A 15,768-nucleotide genomic window follows, 5' to 3' on the forward strand; every position below is an offset into this window, starting at 1 on the left:
CTTTTCCCTTGGGACATTGAGACATTAGGACGAGTAGGAGAGAGTCATGATCGATTTGAAAGAGCGGGTGGGCGTTGCGATGAGCGTTCGTGGTCAGTTCACCGACCCGATTGCCGATCCTAAAGTTACTTTGGGCGCGCTCGCCTTTGCGAATGATCTCGGGAGCTTGCTGGCCCGAATCAAGGCCGGGCCGCTGCCGACGCCTGCGATGGTGCGACGTGCAACGTTGCTGTTGGCGCAGATGATCCGGACGTCGGGCCGATTCAAGCGTGCGCGGTTCACGGGCCTGTCACGCGACGAGCGCCGCGATCAACGTGCCGGGCACGCCGTCGAGCGATCGAAGGTCGACATCATCGAGCGCTTCGCGCTGCGATTGCTGGATGAGTGGGTGAACGATCAATGTGTCGAGTGCGAAGGGCGTGGCGTCGTGCGTCGTGCGCGTGCCGTTACGACATCAACGCACGCGTGTGATGTATGCGGGGGCAGCGGGAAGGTGTGTGTATCGGAGGAGCGTATCCCGTTCTTCGAAGGGCGTAACGGCCCGCTGGTCTTTCGGGAATACGAACCGTGCGACGACTGCGGCGGGATGGGGCGGTTCGCCGCGTCGCCGGTGTCGGATGCAAAGGGCCGGCACATCTGCCCCGACTGTTCCGGTTCCGGCAAGCGGCAAGTCGACGACGCTGGCCGGGCGCACGCACTTGGTGTATCGCTCGACGAGTATCGCAAGAACTGGTCGTGGCGCTTTCACGACATGCTCGCCCTGCTGGATACGGTAGATGGATCGGTGTACGACACATTGCGTCGGCAATTGCGAGGATGAAACGTATTCCATTTCAAGAGCGGATCGCGTAAACTTTGCACATCCTTTACCGCGTCACTGGATAAATGAGCGACCGCATACTCGTGTCGCAACCTTCGCCCGACAGGCGTACTGAATCGCGGGAGCGCCGCGACCAACAACGATAACTGTCTGTCGGGATCTGTTGGGAGGGCGTTCGCCCTTACGAAATGAATATCGAAGCCCTGAGTGCGAAAGCCCTCAGGGCTTTTTGCATTGGGGCGCTGAAATGCGAATCGAGTCGACGAGCGCCGGGCCGAGCGAGGTCTGGTCGACGTGGGATGAAGATCGAAGCATGGGGCGCGTTACCGCGCGGTGCTTCGTGTTTGACGATGCGATGGACCGTGTCGTGTGGGCGATGGACCGAGCAGGCGACGGCATGACCGCCGATGTCGCGATCGGTGCGGGACTGTCTACTTTTTGAGCAGGCGGGGACCCTCTGGGCATCGCCAGACGCGGGGGCTCGCACCCGCGTTTTTTCTCTACTGGCGAGTCTCCATAGGGGGTCATATTCATGCCGACTCAGCAGCAGATCGCTGACCATCTCGACCTTGACCAGTCGGCCGTTTCGCGGTTCGTCGACAAGGTCCAGCTCGAGTATCGCGCGGCGTCGATCGACGAGATCCGCATCGCCTACATTCGGCACTTGCGCGAGGTCGCGGCCGGCCGCTCCAGTGAGACCGGGATCGATCTCGTCGCCGAGCGTGCGATGACGGAGCGCGTCGATCGCGAGATCAAGCTGCTGACGCTGGCCGAGAAGAAGGGGCAGCTCGTCAATGCGGCGCAGCTCGAGCAGGCGTACGGCCTGATGGTCGGCGCATTTCAAACGGAGCTGCTGTCGCTGTCCGACAAGCTGGTGCAGGAGCTGCGCACGCTATACGGCGTCGAGGTGGACGTCGAATGGTTGAACGAGCACATATATGGATGCCTTGAGCAGCTTTCTGAATACGACCCAGACAGTCCACGCGGTGATTCGCCGGATCGCGACGATGCTGCGTCCGCCGGAGCGGATTGGGACGACGGATTGGGCGCGCAAACATCGTAGGTTGAGCGCGAAGGGTTCTGCCAGCCCCGGCCGGTATAACCCGAACATCACGCCGTGGGTGTTCGGCATGCACGAAGCGCTGGACGATCCGACCGTGCAGAAGATCGTGTGCATGAAGTCGGCGCAGGTCGCGTGGACAGATGGCGTGCTGCTGAACTACATCGGCAAGCGGATCGACGTTGATCCGTGCCCGATGATCGTCATGTTCCCGAAAGAGAAGACGGCGAAGAAGTTCAACCTGGAGAAGTTCGAGCCGATGGTCGAGGTGACGCCTCGCCTGTCGGCGAAATTGCCGGTTCATGCGGCCCGCGACAAAAACAACTTGTGGGATCACAAGACGTTCGCGCGCGGCTTCCTGAAGTTCATCACGTCGAACGCGCCGGACGAAGTGAAGTCGACGCCGGCCCCGGTCGTCGCGGTCGAGGAGCCGGACGACGCGAATACGAACGTGCGCGAGCAGGGCGATTCGATCACGCTGCTGGAGGAACGGAACAAGAGCTATTCGGCCCGGCGACGCAAGATGATCTTGGGCGGCACGCCGACCATCGACGGCCTGTCGCGCATCCAGCAGGCATACGCGGCATCGGATCAGCGCGTGTATCTGGTGCCGTGCCCTGATTGTGACGAGGAGCATGAGCTGGCGTGGGAAAACGTCACGTGGAGCGAGGGCGCCGAAGTCGTACATGAGGTCTACGGACGCGCACAACCGGAGACGGCGCGTTACACCTGCCCGCATTGCGGCTCTTTGTGGGACGACGCGACGCGTATTCGCGCTGTCCGTCGCGGGCGATGGGTCGCGACGGCCCCGTTTCACGGCGTTGCCGGCTTCCGCATCAACGAGCTGGTGTCGCCGTTCCCCGGCTCGAACATGGCCGAGCTGGTCAAGAAGTGGCTGACGGCCGACAAGGCGCTGCGCGAGGGCGACGATACGAAGATGCGTTCGTTCGTGAACAACTCGCAGGGCCGGGCGTACAAGTACAAGACCGATCTGCCCGAGCTGGACGTGCTCGCGCAACGTGCGCTGCCGTACGCGGAGCTGACGGTGCCGCTCGGCGGTTTGGTGTTGACGCTTGGCGTCGACGTGCAGCACGACCGGCTCGCGATCGTCCTGCGTGCATGGGGGCGCGGCGAGGAAAGCTGGCTCGTCGCATGGGGCGAGATCTACGGCAATGTGACGGAGCAGCAGCAAGATCCGATGACAGGCGGCGTATGGGGCGCGTTGACGATGCTGTTGTCGCACGCGTACCGGCATGAGAATGGCTGGCTGCTGCGCGTACGTGCAACGTCGATCGACTCGTCAGACGGCGCTACGTCAGACGCGGTTTACAAGTATGTGCGCGCTGCGCAGCACGCCGGTTACAACGTCATGGCCGTCAAGGGCAGCAGCAACGTCGACGCGGAGATCTTCAGCGTACCGAAGGCGTCGATCGACTCGACGCGCAACAACAGCAAGGCTGCGAAGTACGGGCTGCGCCCATATATGGTCGGCGTCAGCCGCGCGAAGGATCTGATCCTCGAAAACCGGCTGAAGCTCGAAGGTGACGGGCCGGGCCGGATGCACTGGTATAGCGGCGTGCGCAGCGACTACCTGTCGCAGCTCACTGCAGAGGTCAAGGTGCCGGGGCCACGTGGCGGCAAGCGCGTGTGGAAGAAGATCAGCCCGCGCAACGAGGCACTGGACTGCGAAGGGTACGCGCTGCACGCGGCCCGTAGTGTGAAGGTGCACCTGATGAAGGAAGCAGACTGGCAAGTCGCGCAGCATCGTGCGTCGCAGGTCTCGTTGTTCGATGCGGTTCCGGTGCTGGAGGATTTGCCTTCGGTAATGCCGGCCGAGGTGCCGCCTGATCAGCCGGACGTGTCCCAAGTTATTGAGACTCCGCGGCCATCGCCGCCTACAGTAAAACCCGCCGAAACCCCACCCCCGAGTGGGGTTTCGCGCATTCAGGGCCGCCGTGTTGGTCGGTCGACGTACCTGAAGCGCCGCTAAACGAGGGAATCGCATGGCATACACAAAGCAGGATCTGGAGCGCATCCAGTCCGCAATCGCGAAGGGTGAGCTGGAAGTCCAGTATGCCGACCGGCGCGTGAAATATCGCTCGATCGGCGAGCTTCGCGAAGCGCGTACGGAGATCATTCGCGCTCTGAACGGCGCGGCCGGACGCTCGTCGATCGTCCGGATTCGTCACGCCGGCAAGGGGGTGCGATGAAGTCGGGCTTTCCGTCACTTGCGCGGCGTGGATTCGTGGTGCCGACGCGGCTGAAGGCGGCGGCGTACGAGTCGGCGAGCACGACGGGCGCGCGGGCGAAGTCGTGGCGGGCGTCGGGCGCGGGACCGAATGCAGCGGCGGCACAAAACCTGCCGCTGTTGCGCTCGCGTGCTCGCGACGCGATCCGCAACGATCCGTGGGCGAAGACGGCGATCGCGCGACTCGTATCGAACACGATCGGGAACGGCATCCAAGCGCACCCGCAGCATCCGAACGATGCGGTGCGCAAGATGCAAAAGCAACTTTGGGAGGATAGCTGCGAGGAGATCGACGCGGACGATCTGTTCGATATGGCAGGTGTACAGACGCTCGCAGCGCGTGCGTTCTTCGGCGACGGCGAGGTGCTGGTGCGTCGTCAATTGCGCAGTCCTCGCGAAGGCTTGGCGGTCCCGATGCAGATCCGGCTTCTCGAAGGCGATCTGCTTCCGATGGAGAAGAACGAGATTGTGCCGGGCGGGGGCGAGATCGTGAACGGCGTCGAGTTCAACACGGACGGTCGACGCGTTGCGTATCACCTGCTGCAGCGTCATCCCGGCGAGTACGGGCGTGCATCGACTGCCAACATGCAGACCGTACGTGTGCCGGCCGACGAGATCGCGCACGTTTTTCTCGCGCTGCGGCCCGGCCAGGTGCGCGGGGTTCCGGAGCTGTCGACGGTGCTGCTGCGGCTCAAGTCGCTGGACAACTTCGACGATGCGGTGCTGTTCCGGCAGGAGGTCAGCAACCTCTTCGCCGGGTTCATCACGAAGCCGCCGGCCGAGCCGGGTTTTCCGGGAGATCCGGTGACGGGCGGTGAAATGCAATACGACGTCGACGGCTTCTCGCCGGTCGTGTCGCTCGAACCGGGGAGCATGCAGGAGCTGGCTCCGGGTGAAAGCGTCACGTTTGCAGAGCCGCCGGGCGCAGGGACCGACTACGGGCCGTTCATGCGTCAGCAACTGATGGCGGCTGCGGCTTCGGTCGGCATGCCGTACGAAGTCATGACGGGCGATCTGCGCGACGTGAGCGATCGCGTACTGCGGGTGATCTTGAACGAGTTCCGTCGTTCGATCGAGCAGATCCAGTGGAACGTGTTCATCCACCAGTTTTGCCGGAAGGTCTGGCGTTGGTGGGTCGACGCTTGCGCGCTGTCGGGCGCGATGACGATGCCGGACTACTACCGACGCCGTCGCGACTATCTGCGGGTGCGGTGGGTGCCACAGGGCTGGCCGTATATCCATCCGGTGCAGGACGTCACGGCGAAGCGAATGGAGATCCGCTCCGGTCTGGCGAGTCGGACGGGGGCGGTGTTGTCGCGTGGTGATGATCCGGAGCAGGTCGACCGGGAGAACGCGGACGATCTCGCACGCGAGCGTCGGCTCGGGATTCGATATGACACGCTCGATCCGGTTGACGGAGCGGGCGATCTTTCTAATGGGGATGGCGAATGAAAGGGAAGAAGCGGTGGTGGGACATCCGCGCGCAAGCGAACGCGGCGGGCGGGAGCGAGGTCGAGATCCGGATTTACGGCGACATCGGATTCTGGGGCACCGATGCCGATCTGTTTGCCGCGAAGCTCGACGAGGTGGCGGCAACCGCGACATCGATCGTCGTCGCGATCAATTCGATGGGTGGCGACGTGTTCGACGCGTTCGCTATCTATAACGCGGTGCGTCGGTATGCCGGCAAGGTGAAGGGGCGCGTCGACGGCGTCGCCGCGTCGGCAGCGTCGTTGATCCTGATGGCTTGCGACACGATCGAGATGCCGTCGAACGCGCGGCTGATGATTCACAACCCGCACACGGTCGCGGCCGGCGAGGCGGGCGATCTGCGCAAGCTCGCTGATCTGCTGGAAAGCATGTCGGACAGCATGTTGGCGGCCTACGTCGAGCGCAGCGGCCGGACCGAAGACGAGGTCCGCGCGATCATGGACGCCGAGACTTGGCTCACGGCCGCGCAAGCGAAGGAGCAAGGCTTCTGCGATGCGATCGTAGACCCGATCCGCATCGCCGCATACGCGGGCGCTGCGCGGCTCGCTGCGCGCTACGCGGCGGTGCCGGCCGAAATCGTGGCGGTGCTGGAGGGCGACGGCGAGGCGCCGCCGGTCAATCCGCCGGCCGATCCTTCGTCGCAGCCGCCGGCAGCACCGGACGTCACGGCGCTGGCGGCGCATGTGTACGCGACGTGTCGCGACGCTCGCATCGAGCATTGCGCCGAAGGCATCGTGCTGGCGACCGGCCTGCGCGATCGAGCGACCGTCGACGCGGCGATCCGCAGCGCGCAGGACATCGCCGGGATCTGTCTGGCCGCAAGCCTGACCGAGCTGACGGCCGGCTTTGTCTCGGACGGCCTGTCGCCCGATCAGGTGCGCGCACGGCTGTTCGAGCGCATGACGGCCTCGCAGAAGCCGATCAACCATCGTGCTGCCCCGGTTGCGTCGCAAGACGCGCCCGTGGTCGCGAATGCGCCGCGCGCGGCGTCCATCTACGCGGCTCGCAAGAGCGGAAAGTAACTTTGACGTAACCCGAGGAGGGGAAAACTCATGTCGAACTGGAAGGTACAGGCCGCTCTGACGGCCGAATTTCTCGTGTCGGAGGGCAATGGCCAGATCTCGCGCGAGCACATCGTCGTCAAGGCCGGCCCGGCGCTGCCGGCCGGGCAGGTGCTCGGCGTGACCAGTACCGGCGAATACGCGCCTTACGACAACGCCGCGAACGACGGTTCGCCGGCAGGCGTTGTCGTTGGCAGCAAGCGCAAGATGATCCCGTTCAATACGGTGCATCTGCCGCAGCGCGCAGTGATCAAGGCGGACGAGATCCAGAATTTGCGCGCATTCGGTTCCGAGACCGAGCTGGAGGCGCTGCAGACCGTCGTGAATCGCCGGCTCGCGAAGATGCGCCGCCAGCTCGACGCGACGCACGAATTCCATCGTATCGGCGCGATCAAGGGCGCTGTTCTGGATGCGGACGGCAAGACGGTGCTGATCGACCTGCTCCAGTATTTCGGCATCGAGCAGACGGTGATCCCGTTCGACCTGGGCAAGGCCGACACCGAGATCCGCGTGAAGTGCGTCGAGGTACAGGACGCGATCGAAGATGCGCTCGGCGCGACGACGTACACGGGCGTGCGCGTACTCTGCGGCCGGTCGTTCTGGAACAAACTGATCGTCGCGAAGACCGTGAAGGAGACGTACCTTGCGACCGCGATGGCGGCGTCGCTGCGTGGCGACGCGCGCGATGCGTTCGACTTCGGCGGTTGCACGTTCGAGCGCTATCGGGGCCGCGTCGGCGATGTTGGCTACGTCGCGGACGACGAAGCGCACGCGATTCCCGAAGGTGTGCCGGACCTGTTCATCACGCGCTTCGCGCCGGCCGACTACGTCGAGGCAGTCAACACGACGGGCATTCCGTACTACGCGAAGCAGGAGCTGATGGACTTTGGCAAGGGCGTCGAGATCGAGGCGCAGTCGAACCCGATCCACCTGTGCACGCGCCCGAAGGCGCTGGTCAAGCTCAAGGCGTGACATGGCGTTCCGGGATCTGATGGTCGACGTCGATACGGCCGTGAAGCGAGACCTGTCGGACGAGGTCAAGATCGATGGCAAGCCGCTGCAAGGCATGTTCAAGGCGCCGTGGCTCGGCCCTGATCTCGGAACGCAACGCACGCAGCTCGTTGCGCCGATCCTCGACATCACGGACGACGACGCGGCACGCGTGCGTGAGGGCAGCATCGTCGAAGCGGGTGGCGAGCGGTTCCGTGTCTTCGAGATTCACCCGACCGGCACGGGCTGGACAATCCTGATTCTGAGGTGATGATGGATCTGCTGAAGGTCGAGATCGACGTACGGGGGGCGCTCGAAGCGCTCGCGGGCCTGCCGCCTGCAGCAATGCAGGCGGCATGGCGTCGGACGCTGCGCAAGACAGGCGCGTGGATTCGGAGTCAGACGGCGAAAGAGGTCAGCGGCGCGACGGGCATTCAGCAGAAGCTGCTGCGGCAGCGGATGTACTTCTTCATGCGCTCGCTCGACACGGGCAAGGTGTGGCTCGGGTTGAACCCGCTCGAGGCGCATCGGCTCGGCGCGGTTCGGCGCACGAAGAAGGGGATGCGTGCCGGCAAATCGCTGTTCGAGGGCGCGTGGCGCAAGACCAAGGCGCAGCCGGACGGCGCGATCTACCGTCGCACCGGAAAGGCGCGAACGCCGTTCGAAGTGGTGACGGTCGAATGGTCGCAGACCGGCGATCCGGCATTTCGACGCGCTGCGCGTGTGTGCGAGGCGCGGCTGATGACGGTGCTGCGGCAAGAGGTCAACTACGAAATCCAGAAGGCGGCGAATCGTGCTCGATAACCTGAAACAACTTCACGACGGCATCGAGGCCGGCCTGCGCGCGCGCTTGCCCGATCTCGAACGTATCCACGCGTACCCGAAGATCGGCAAGTCAATCGAAACGCCGTTCGTCGCGGTCGAGCTGGCGGAGCTGGAGCCGGGGCACGACGACGGAACGGGCCGGGTGCCGCTGATCGCGCGCATGCAGGCTCGCGTGATCGTTGACCCGCTGGTGGAGGATGCCGAGGTCCAGGTGCGCGAGTTGTCCGCGCGCGTGCTGCAAACGGTGCACGGGGCGACGTGGGGGCTGCCCATGACGCCCGGCAAACAGGTCGGGTCTGCCGGTGAAGATCCGTTCCGGCCCGAACTGGACACGTATCTCGTTTGGCTCGTCGAGTGGGTGCACGAATTCGACCTAGGCGATGCATACGAACCGCCGACGAAGGGGCGTGCGGTGTTGTGGGGTGTCGATCCGGAGACCGGGCCGGGGCACGAAGACCATTACTGGAATCCGGTGGAGCAGGGAGCGGGGTGACGTGTGAGCGACTTCGAGCTTGGCGAGATGGATCGCCGCATGGCGTGCCTGACGCAGTCTGCGGTCGTGGAGGCGATCACGTACGATCCGCCGCGCGTGAAAGTGCGTGTCGGCGATTGGGTCAGCGACTGGCTCAAATGGCAGGCCGGTGCCGCCGGCAAGGTTCGGCATTGGCGTCCGCCGTCCGTTGACGAGGAGGTTGCCCTGTGGGCACCGTCCGGCGATCTCGCGGGTGCGTTCGTCGCGCCCGGCTACTACACAGAGCAGCACGGCGGGTCTGGACGGTCGAGTCCCGACGAGACGGCGATCGATTACCCGGACGGTGCGTACGAGCAGTACAACCATGCGGGCCATGAATACGTGCTGTCAGTGCCTGCCGGTGGTCGGATCGTGTTCCGCATCGGCGGGACTGAGTTCGAGCTGAAGGCGGACGGCGCGACGCTGCGCAGTGCGAAGCTGCTGGCGGACGTTCCGGATTCGACGTTCACGGGTAACACGACGACCGAGAATCTGCTCACGTTCAACGGTGGCATGCAGGGCAAGCCGGGCGAGGGCGGGGGTGTCGCGATGAAGATCGAGGGCAGTGCGGACTATACCGGTGACGTTACGGCGGGAGGTAAGTCGCTCACGAAGCACAGGCACCGTGAGCAGGGCGACGGCGAGCTGGTCGGCCCGCCAGTGTGAGCACAGCAAAGTAACTTTTGACCCCGCCCGTGCGGGGTTTTTCGTTTGTGGGGGTGGTGATGGCGAAAGACGCACAGCAAGGCGGGGCGGTGGCACCCGTGACATTCATCGATACCGAGTTCCGCAGCCGCGTGATCGTGTTTCCGGACGGCTCGCACGTTGCCGTGCTGGCCGGCAAAACGGAAGTGACGGAGCCTGAGCATATCGCGTATCTCGAATCGCGCGGGTGCTTCAAGCGCATTCCGACGAAGGCGCAGTGATGGTCGCGCTGGTCGGTATGTGTCGCCGTACGGGCCGACTGATCGGCGGTCTGGATCATCTTGTGCAGAGCATCGCGGACATTCTCAGCACGCGCAAGGGAACCCGCCGCGAGCGACCCGATTACGGCTCGGATCTCCCTGCGATGGTTGACCTGCCCGTCACGCGCGGATGGATCTCGGCCGCGCAGGCGGAAGCCGCGCGCGCGATCGGTCGATGGGAGCCGCGCATTGCGCTGGATAGCGTGAAGGCGCTCTCTGTCGTGGACGGCAAAGTAACTTTTCGGATCGCCGGCCAATACAACGGCGACGATGTTGTATTCGAGGTGACGATATGACAGTGATCGATCTGTCGGCGCTTGATCCACCAGATCTCGTCGAAACGCTCGACTTCGAGGAGGTGTACCAGCGCAAGCTCGAACACTTCAAGAGCATCTATCCGGATTGGACGGCTGCGCTCGAATCCGATCCGGTCGTCAAGTTGATCGAGCTGGCGGCGTATGACGACATACGGTTTCGGGCACGTGTCAACGATGCAGCCCGAGCCGTGTTGCTGGCGTACTCGACGGGCGCGGATCTTGAACACCTCGCGGTGCTCTGGAATTTGCAGCGGGAGACAGTCGATCCCGGTGATCCGGAGGCGCATCCACCTGTTCCCGCGACAGTCGAGCGCGACGAGCGGCTGCGGTTGCGTACGCAGATGGGTATCGAGCGTTCGTCAACGGCGGGGCCATTCGGTGCATATCGGTCGATGGCGATGGATGCATCGCCGGACGTCGCCGATGTGCGCGTCGATCGACCGGAGGGCGGTGTCGTTCGCGTCGTGGTGAAGTCGTACTCGAACGGTGGCGTTGCCGGTGCTGCGCTGCTCGACACGGTCCGCCGAGCGCTCTCTCCCGAAGATCGTCGGCCGCTCAATGACACGCTGCTCGTTGTGCCGGCCCGGCCGGTCGAATACTCGATCGTTGCCGACGTGTACATCGGGCGCGGGCCAGATCCGGACGTCGTGCTTGCCGCGCGACGGCAGGATCTCGATATCGCAGTCGCTGCAGGCGAAGCGCTACGGGTTGGCATGCCTCGCTCGGCCGTAACCGGGGCGCTGCATCCCAAAGCGTCGGGTGTCGTGCGTGTCGATCTGAAGGCCCCTATGGCTGACGTGGTGTGTGCGATCGATCAGTTCGCCCGGTGTACATCGATCGTGCTGAATCCGAAGGTGAACGATGACGACTGAAGCACTACTGCCGACGAACCAGACGAGTCTAGAGGCCGCGCTCGCGCAGGTGATGCGGCCGTCTGTCGATCCGAACGTGATCCGCACGCTCTGGGATGCGGATCGCTGCCCGGCCGCTTTCCTGCCGTGGCTCGCGTGGTCGCTCGCAGTCGACGGATGGGAGCTGGCGGAGTCCGAAGAGGCGCGACGCGCGCTGATCAAGTCGTCTCTGGCGATCTATCAAAAGAAGGGCACGCCGTGGGCGATCCGCGAGATCGTTCGTCGTCTCGGGTTCGGCGAGATCGACATTCAGGAGGGGCGACAGATCAAGCGGCGAGACGGTTCGGCGAAGCGCGACGGTCGATATCTGCACGGCGGATCGACTGCATGGGCCGAGTACATCGTGAAGCTGCGGCGGCCGGTGACGCGAGATCAGGGCGAGAACCTGAAGCGGGCGATCGAGCGTTATGCGCCGGCTCGTAGCCGGCTCGCGTGGCTCGATTTTTCTGAGGTTGCGATCCGACACAACGGTGTCGCGACGCGCAATGGTCAATTTACGCGAGGGGTGATCGGTACATGGCCAATCTGAAAGAAGAAAGTAAGTGGGAGGACGGGGTCTACCAGTTCGAAACGTCGGACCCCGTACAGGGTGGTCCTGATGGGATCGACAACGTGCCGACAAAGCAACTTGCGAATCGGACGCGGCACCTCAAAGACCGGGCGGACGGCAACGACAAGCGTGTCGGCGAAGTCAGTGCGCAAGTTGATGCACTCGGCAAGCGAACCGAAGCACTCGGTAACGACAAGCTGCCGTACACGGGCGGCACGTTGAAGGGTGTGCTTCGGGGGAAGGTTGGCGCAATCACGCCGAACAACGCAAACAACGCTGGATTCGGATTCGAGAACGATCCGGATACGGGCATGTTTTCGCCGAGCGACGGATACCTTCAGATCGGCGCACAAGGTGTTTCGCACCTGGAGATTCAGGGCAATAACTGCTTTGTTGGGCCGGCCGCCGCGAATGGTTGGCTTGCGCTGATCGCGGGCGGTGCCGAGCGGATGCGTATCACTCGCGAGGGGCGCGTGCTTTTGGGGACGACGGCTGACAACGGGCGTGAAGGCTTTCAAGTCGCGTATCGGACGTCGTTTGCGAATGGCGTCCGTTCTAGCGGGATGGACCTTGACGACACACTCGGGGGGCAGTACCGAGCGACGTCGGCGAACTACGGTGTCATGCTGCGCAACGACGACCGAGACTGCTACTTGCTTCAGACCAAGAAAGGCGACCCGCTCGGACCGTGGAACGATTACCGGCCGATCTTGTGGAATCTCGATAGCGGCTTTTTGCGGCTCGACGACACGGGACGCGGAACGTCAATCGGCGGGTCGGTCGAAATGCGTGGAGACCTTACGTTGAAGCCTTCGTGGGGCGAAGGCCGACTACGCTTCGGGGCTACTGATGGCTACTTCTACGCGAACGCAGACAATGTAGGCTGGTATTCGGCGACGAAAGGATCGTTTCAGTATTTCTATGGCAATCGAACATTTCGAATTGACGGAGCACCGGTCTTTCACACGGGCAATCTGACGCCGCTCGACCTGAACAACGGAGGGACGCTCAAAGGTGCGCTCTGGCTTGCCGCCGGCGCTCGGATTTTCCTCTCGGAAGGTACGCCGCAGAATCCGTCGTTGGCTTTCGACAAGGACGGTACTCCCGATACGGGTCTCTATCACATCGCTGACGGCGCTTTCGGCGTCACGTGTAACGGTATCGTCACCGCGCGATTCACTGCCGACAAGGGCACGATCTTTGATCGACCGGTGCAGGTGCCTACGCCCGCCGCTGGAGACAAGTCGGGCAGCGTCGCATCGACGGCGTTTGTCGTCGATGCGATCGCGTCGGCGTCGATCGGCCAGATCATTTTCGAGGTGCGAAACAGTGTGCGGGCGGGCTGCCTGAAGCTGGACGGAGCGTTACTCAAGCGAGCCGATTATCCGCAGCTCTGGGCGTACGCTCAGGCAAGCGGTGCGCTCGCAACGGAGAAGGATTGGGCCGCTGGTTGGTGGGGGTGCTTCTCGATCGGCGACGGGGAGACGACGTTCCGCATCCCCGAGTTTCGCGGCGAAGGTGTCCGGTGTGCTGACGGCGGGCGGGGTGTTGATTCTGGTCGCGGTGTCGGTTCGTGGCAGGACAGCCAAAACCGCTCCCACTCGCACGGCGCCTCGTCAGGTGCCGCTGGAGATCACACACATACCGCTTGGACTGATGCGGCTGGCTGGCACGGACACAACATTACGCAGCAGCCTCACTCGCACGGGTTTGGTCTCGGGTCGAACGGTGCGTATTCGACGAGCACCGGGCGCGGGTACGGTATGGACAACGGTCGTGCGAACAACTTGGGAACGGATGGTGCAACGATCCCTATCGGCATCGACGGAAATGGACAGCATACGCACGCAGTCGGTATCGGCGGTGTTGGGGGTCACTCGCATGCAATCAGCGTTGCGGCTGACGGGGGCACCGAAGCGCGCATGCGCAACATCGCAGTGCTGGCCATGATTCGCGCATATTAACTCGTGAGGTAGAACATGCTTTGCAATCAATACGACAGTTTGACCGGGCAGTACATCGTGAGCTTTCTTGCCGATGTCGATCCGATGAATTCCAGCCGCTATCTGGTTCCCGCGTTCTGCACGCTCGAGCCGTTGCCCGAACGTGCCCCGCGCACCTGGCCGTTCTGGCGTGATGAAAAATGGGAAATGCTGCCGGACTATCGCGGGGTGCGCCTCTACCGCACTGAGTCCGGTGCGGCGGCGGAAATTACTGCGGCAGGGGTGACGCCTGACGATGCGGGATTGACGGAAAAGCCGCGCCCTACCGATGCGCACGTGTGGCGGGAAGGGGCGTGGGTTGTCGACGAGAAGATCGTCGCGGACCGTGCGCGCGAGTCAGCGATGAACGACTTCTTCGCGCGGCTGGAAAAGGCCCGTCAGCAGAATCGCGGCAAGGCGGACGCTCGGATGACGGGGCGACTGTCGGATCTCGAAGAGGCGACGTTCGACGCATGGGCCGATTATCAGGTCGCGCTGGTGAACGTCGTCGAGTCGCCGACATTCCCGGCGCAGTTTGCGTGGCCGGCCGAACCTGATCCGGATGCGATTCTCGCGGCGGTTGAGGCCGAGCGTGCAGCGAAAGCGAAGCGCGAAGCGGAGGAGGCCGCGCAGCGTGCGGCTGCGGAGAAGCAGGCCGAAGAGGATCGCGCTGCGGCCGAGGCGGAAATGCAGCATCGAGCGGAGGAGGCGGCAACAAACGACGCCGCCCCCGAGCCGGAGCAACCGAAGGCATCCGATACGCCCGTCAAAAAGTAACTTTGCCGACGCCGCATGTGTTGCCGGCGTCGTTTCGTTTCAAGCCGCTCCGACGAGCGGCTTTTTTTATTTCCGGAGATCCGCATGGCAGCGACTTCCTTTTTTCACGGCATCACGACGACGATCGTCGACAGCGGTCCGCGCACGATTGCGGTGCCGTCGTCGTCGGTGGTCGGTATGACCGACGCGTACACGCCCGGTCCCGATCTGGCGCAGCCGAACGTCCCGGTGCAACTGACGAGCTACGGCGAGGCGGTGCGTGCGTTCGGCGAGAACAGCGCGATCGCGCGGGCAGCTCGCGCGATCTATGCGCAGAGCAGCGCGGTTGTGATCGCAGTGGGGGTGCCGGCAGCGGCCGATGCGGCGCAGCTCACGTCGGCGATTATCGGTGGTGTGTCGGCTGGCGGTGCACGCACGGGTATGCAGGCGCTGCTCGACGCGAAGTCGCGCTTCAACGCACAACCGCGACTGCTGATCGCACCTGGGCATACGTCCAAGCAACCGGTCGCGACGGCGGCCGACTCGCTCGCCGGCAAGCTGCGCGCGATGGCCGTGATCGATGGCCCGAACGTCGACGACGAGGCAGCGATCGCGTACGCGAAGAACTTCGGCAGCAAGCGCCTGTACATGGTCGACCCCGGCGCGAAGGCGTGGAACAACGCGACGAACGGCGAGATCTCGTTGCCCGCGTCGACGTACGCGGCGGGGCTGTTCTGTCAGACCGACGCGAAGATCGGTTTCTGGGCGTCGCCGTCGAACAAGGAGATCGTCGAGATCACGGGCACGGGCCGGCCGATCGAATACCTCGACGGCGACGAGACGTGCCGCGCGAACCTGCTCAACAACGCGAACATCACGACGATCATTCGCGACGGCGGGTATCGCCTCTGGGGGAACCGTACGCTGTCGGCCGATCCGAAATGGAAGTTTGTCACGCGCGTGCGGACGCTCGACATCGTCATGGATGCCGTGCAGGCCGGTCACAAGTGGGCGGTCGATCGCGGCATTACTGCGACGTACGTCAGCGACGTGACAGAAGGGCTGCACGCGTTCATGCGTGATCTGAAGCGTCAGGGCGCAGTGATCAACTTCGAGGTATATCCGGACCCGTTGCTGAACACGGCGAGCCAGCTCGAAGACGGCAAGGTGTACTGGAACATCCGATTTACGGACGTCCCGCCGGCCGAAAACCCGATTTTCCGCTTCGAGGTCACGAATCAGTGGCTGACCGAAGTATTGGATAACCAGATCTAAGGGGGA

19 protein-coding genes are annotated in these 15,768 nt (G+C 63.7%); all 19 read left to right on the top strand.

Annotated features, from left to right (window positions below; translation table 11 throughout):
* The first annotated feature begins 46 nt into the window (after positions 1 to 46).
* The 19 genes from DPV79_RS05245 to DPV79_RS05330 all read left to right on the top strand — a co-directional run bounded on the left by DPV79_RS05245 (position 47) and on the right by DPV79_RS05330 (position 15,762).
* Positions 47 to 820, top strand: a complete 774-nt coding sequence (locus DPV79_RS05245) for a zinc finger-like domain-containing protein (RefSeq protein WP_113044944.1) — start codon at positions 47 to 49, stop codon at positions 818 to 820.
* A 247-nt stretch (positions 821 to 1,067) separates the two neighbouring features.
* The gene (locus DPV79_RS05250; protein WP_113044945.1) at positions 1,068 to 1,262 is read left to right on the top strand and encodes a hypothetical protein; all 195 of its coding nucleotides are present in this window, start codon (positions 1,068 to 1,070) and stop codon (positions 1,260 to 1,262) included.
* A gap of 90 nt (positions 1,263 to 1,352) precedes the next feature.
* Entirely contained in the window at positions 1,353 to 1,883 is a 531-nt protein-coding gene (locus DPV79_RS43030) for a MarR family transcriptional regulator (RefSeq protein ID WP_208866706.1), read from the top strand.
* Positions 1,828 to 3,870: a phage terminase large subunit family protein gene (locus DPV79_RS05255; RefSeq protein ID WP_341867598.1), complete on the top strand. Its 2,043-nt coding sequence runs from the start codon at positions 1,828 to 1,830 to the stop codon at positions 3,868 to 3,870. Before DPV79_RS43030 ends, DPV79_RS05255 begins: the two co-directional genes overlap by 56 nt.
* Before the next feature lie 13 nt (positions 3,871 to 3,883).
* The gene (locus tag DPV79_RS05260; protein ID WP_048248427.1) at positions 3,884 to 4,090 is read left to right on the top strand and encodes a phage head-tail joining protein; all 207 of its coding nucleotides are present in this window, start codon (positions 3,884 to 3,886) and stop codon (positions 4,088 to 4,090) included.
* Entirely contained in the window at positions 4,087 to 5,580 is a 1,494-nt protein-coding gene (locus DPV79_RS05265) for a phage portal protein (protein WP_113044947.1), read from the top strand. Before DPV79_RS05260 ends, DPV79_RS05265 begins: the two co-directional genes overlap by 4 nt.
* The gene (locus DPV79_RS05270; RefSeq protein WP_113044948.1) at positions 5,577 to 6,641 is read left to right on the top strand and encodes a head maturation protease, ClpP-related; all 1,065 of its coding nucleotides are present in this window, start codon (positions 5,577 to 5,579) and stop codon (positions 6,639 to 6,641) included. The genes DPV79_RS05265 and DPV79_RS05270 overlap by 4 nt, the downstream gene beginning before the upstream one ends.
* 30 nt (positions 6,642 to 6,671) lie before the next feature.
* Positions 6,672 to 7,652 (top strand): major capsid protein, encoded by a 981-nt coding sequence (locus tag DPV79_RS05275; RefSeq protein ID WP_113044949.1) that lies wholly within the window; start codon positions 6,672 to 6,674, stop codon positions 7,650 to 7,652.
* Between the two features lies 1 nt (position 7,653).
* A complete protein-coding gene (locus DPV79_RS05280) occupies positions 7,654 to 7,941 on the top strand; it encodes a head-tail joining protein (RefSeq protein WP_034188730.1) in 288 nt (95 codons plus the stop codon).
* A gap of 2 nt (positions 7,942 to 7,943) precedes the next feature.
* Positions 7,944 to 8,474, top strand: a complete 531-nt coding sequence (locus DPV79_RS05285; protein WP_059554181.1) for a phage tail protein — start codon at positions 7,944 to 7,946, stop codon at positions 8,472 to 8,474.
* Complete coding sequence (locus DPV79_RS05290) at positions 8,464 to 8,988, top strand: hypothetical protein (protein ID WP_027787014.1); 525 nt, start codon at positions 8,464 to 8,466, stop codon at positions 8,986 to 8,988. Before DPV79_RS05285 ends, DPV79_RS05290 begins: the two co-directional genes overlap by 11 nt.
* 3 nt (positions 8,989 to 8,991) lie before the next feature.
* Positions 8,992 to 9,672: a phage baseplate assembly protein V gene (locus DPV79_RS05295; RefSeq protein ID WP_113044950.1), complete on the top strand. Its 681-nt coding sequence runs from the start codon at positions 8,992 to 8,994 to the stop codon at positions 9,670 to 9,672.
* 17 nt (positions 9,673 to 9,689) lie between these two features.
* Positions 9,690 to 9,932 (top strand): hypothetical protein, encoded by a 243-nt coding sequence (locus DPV79_RS05300; RefSeq protein WP_226127317.1) that lies wholly within the window; start codon positions 9,690 to 9,692, stop codon positions 9,930 to 9,932.
* Positions 9,932 to 10,267, top strand: coding sequence for a GPW/gp25 family protein (locus DPV79_RS05305; protein WP_034195754.1), 336 nt, complete (start codon positions 9,932 to 9,934; stop codon positions 10,265 to 10,267). The genes DPV79_RS05300 and DPV79_RS05305 overlap by 1 nt, the downstream gene beginning before the upstream one ends.
* Positions 10,264 to 11,160 (top strand): baseplate assembly protein, encoded by an 897-nt coding sequence (locus tag DPV79_RS05310; RefSeq protein ID WP_113044951.1) that lies wholly within the window; start codon positions 10,264 to 10,266, stop codon positions 11,158 to 11,160. The genes DPV79_RS05305 and DPV79_RS05310 overlap by 4 nt, the downstream gene beginning before the upstream one ends.
* On the top strand, positions 11,150 to 11,728 hold the full coding sequence (locus tag DPV79_RS05315; protein WP_034195755.1) for a phage tail protein I: 579 nt from the start codon (positions 11,150 to 11,152) through the stop codon (positions 11,726 to 11,728). The genes DPV79_RS05310 and DPV79_RS05315 overlap by 11 nt, the downstream gene beginning before the upstream one ends.
* Complete coding sequence (locus DPV79_RS05320; RefSeq protein WP_113044952.1) at positions 11,716 to 13,713, top strand: phage tail protein; 1,998 nt, start codon at positions 11,716 to 11,718, stop codon at positions 13,711 to 13,713. The genes DPV79_RS05315 and DPV79_RS05320 overlap by 13 nt, the downstream gene beginning before the upstream one ends.
* A 15-nt stretch (positions 13,714 to 13,728) precedes the next feature.
* Positions 13,729 to 14,508, top strand: coding sequence for a tail fiber assembly protein (locus DPV79_RS05325; protein ID WP_113044953.1), 780 nt, complete (start codon positions 13,729 to 13,731; stop codon positions 14,506 to 14,508).
* Between the two features lie 84 nt (positions 14,509 to 14,592).
* Positions 14,593 to 15,762, top strand: coding sequence for a phage tail sheath subtilisin-like domain-containing protein (locus DPV79_RS05330; protein WP_113044954.1), 1,170 nt, complete (start codon positions 14,593 to 14,595; stop codon positions 15,760 to 15,762).
* Positions 15,763 to 15,768 lie beyond the last annotated feature (6 nt).

Source organism: Burkholderia reimsis, assembly GCF_003294055.1.
In the GTDB taxonomy this organism is placed as follows: Bacteria; Pseudomonadota; Gammaproteobacteria; order Burkholderiales; family Burkholderiaceae; genus Burkholderia; species Burkholderia cepacia.

Coding starts and splice junctions, on each gene's coding strand:
- DPV79_RS05245 (WP_113044944.1), top strand. CDS start 47: ATGATCGATTTGAAAGAGCGGGTGGGCGTTGCGATGAGCGTTCGTGGT.
- DPV79_RS05250 (WP_113044945.1), top strand. CDS start 1,068: ATGCGAATCGAGTCGACGAGCGCCGGGCCGAGCGAGGTCTGGTCGACG.
- DPV79_RS43030 (WP_208866706.1), top strand. CDS start 1,353: ATGCCGACTCAGCAGCAGATCGCTGACCATCTCGACCTTGACCAGTCG.
- DPV79_RS05255 (WP_341867598.1), top strand. CDS start 1,828: ATGCTGCGTCCGCCGGAGCGGATTGGGACGACGGATTGGGCGCGCAAA.
- DPV79_RS05260 (WP_048248427.1), top strand. CDS start 3,884: ATGGCATACACAAAGCAGGATCTGGAGCGCATCCAGTCCGCAATCGCG.
- DPV79_RS05265 (WP_113044947.1), top strand. CDS start 4,087: ATGAAGTCGGGCTTTCCGTCACTTGCGCGGCGTGGATTCGTGGTGCCG.
- DPV79_RS05270 (WP_113044948.1), top strand. CDS start 5,577: ATGAAAGGGAAGAAGCGGTGGTGGGACATCCGCGCGCAAGCGAACGCG.
- DPV79_RS05275 (WP_113044949.1), top strand. CDS start 6,672: ATGTCGAACTGGAAGGTACAGGCCGCTCTGACGGCCGAATTTCTCGTG.
- DPV79_RS05280 (WP_034188730.1), top strand. CDS start 7,654: ATGGCGTTCCGGGATCTGATGGTCGACGTCGATACGGCCGTGAAGCGA.
- DPV79_RS05285 (WP_059554181.1), top strand. CDS start 7,944: ATGGATCTGCTGAAGGTCGAGATCGACGTACGGGGGGCGCTCGAAGCG.
- DPV79_RS05305 (WP_034195754.1), top strand. CDS start 9,932: ATGGTCGCGCTGGTCGGTATGTGTCGCCGTACGGGCCGACTGATCGGC.
- DPV79_RS05310 (WP_113044951.1), top strand. CDS start 10,264: ATGACAGTGATCGATCTGTCGGCGCTTGATCCACCAGATCTCGTCGAA.
- DPV79_RS05315 (WP_034195755.1), top strand. CDS start 11,150: ATGACGACTGAAGCACTACTGCCGACGAACCAGACGAGTCTAGAGGCC.
- DPV79_RS05320 (WP_113044952.1), top strand. CDS start 11,716: ATGGCCAATCTGAAAGAAGAAAGTAAGTGGGAGGACGGGGTCTACCAG.
- DPV79_RS05325 (WP_113044953.1), top strand. CDS start 13,729: ATGCTTTGCAATCAATACGACAGTTTGACCGGGCAGTACATCGTGAGC.
- DPV79_RS05330 (WP_113044954.1), top strand. CDS start 14,593: ATGGCAGCGACTTCCTTTTTTCACGGCATCACGACGACGATCGTCGAC.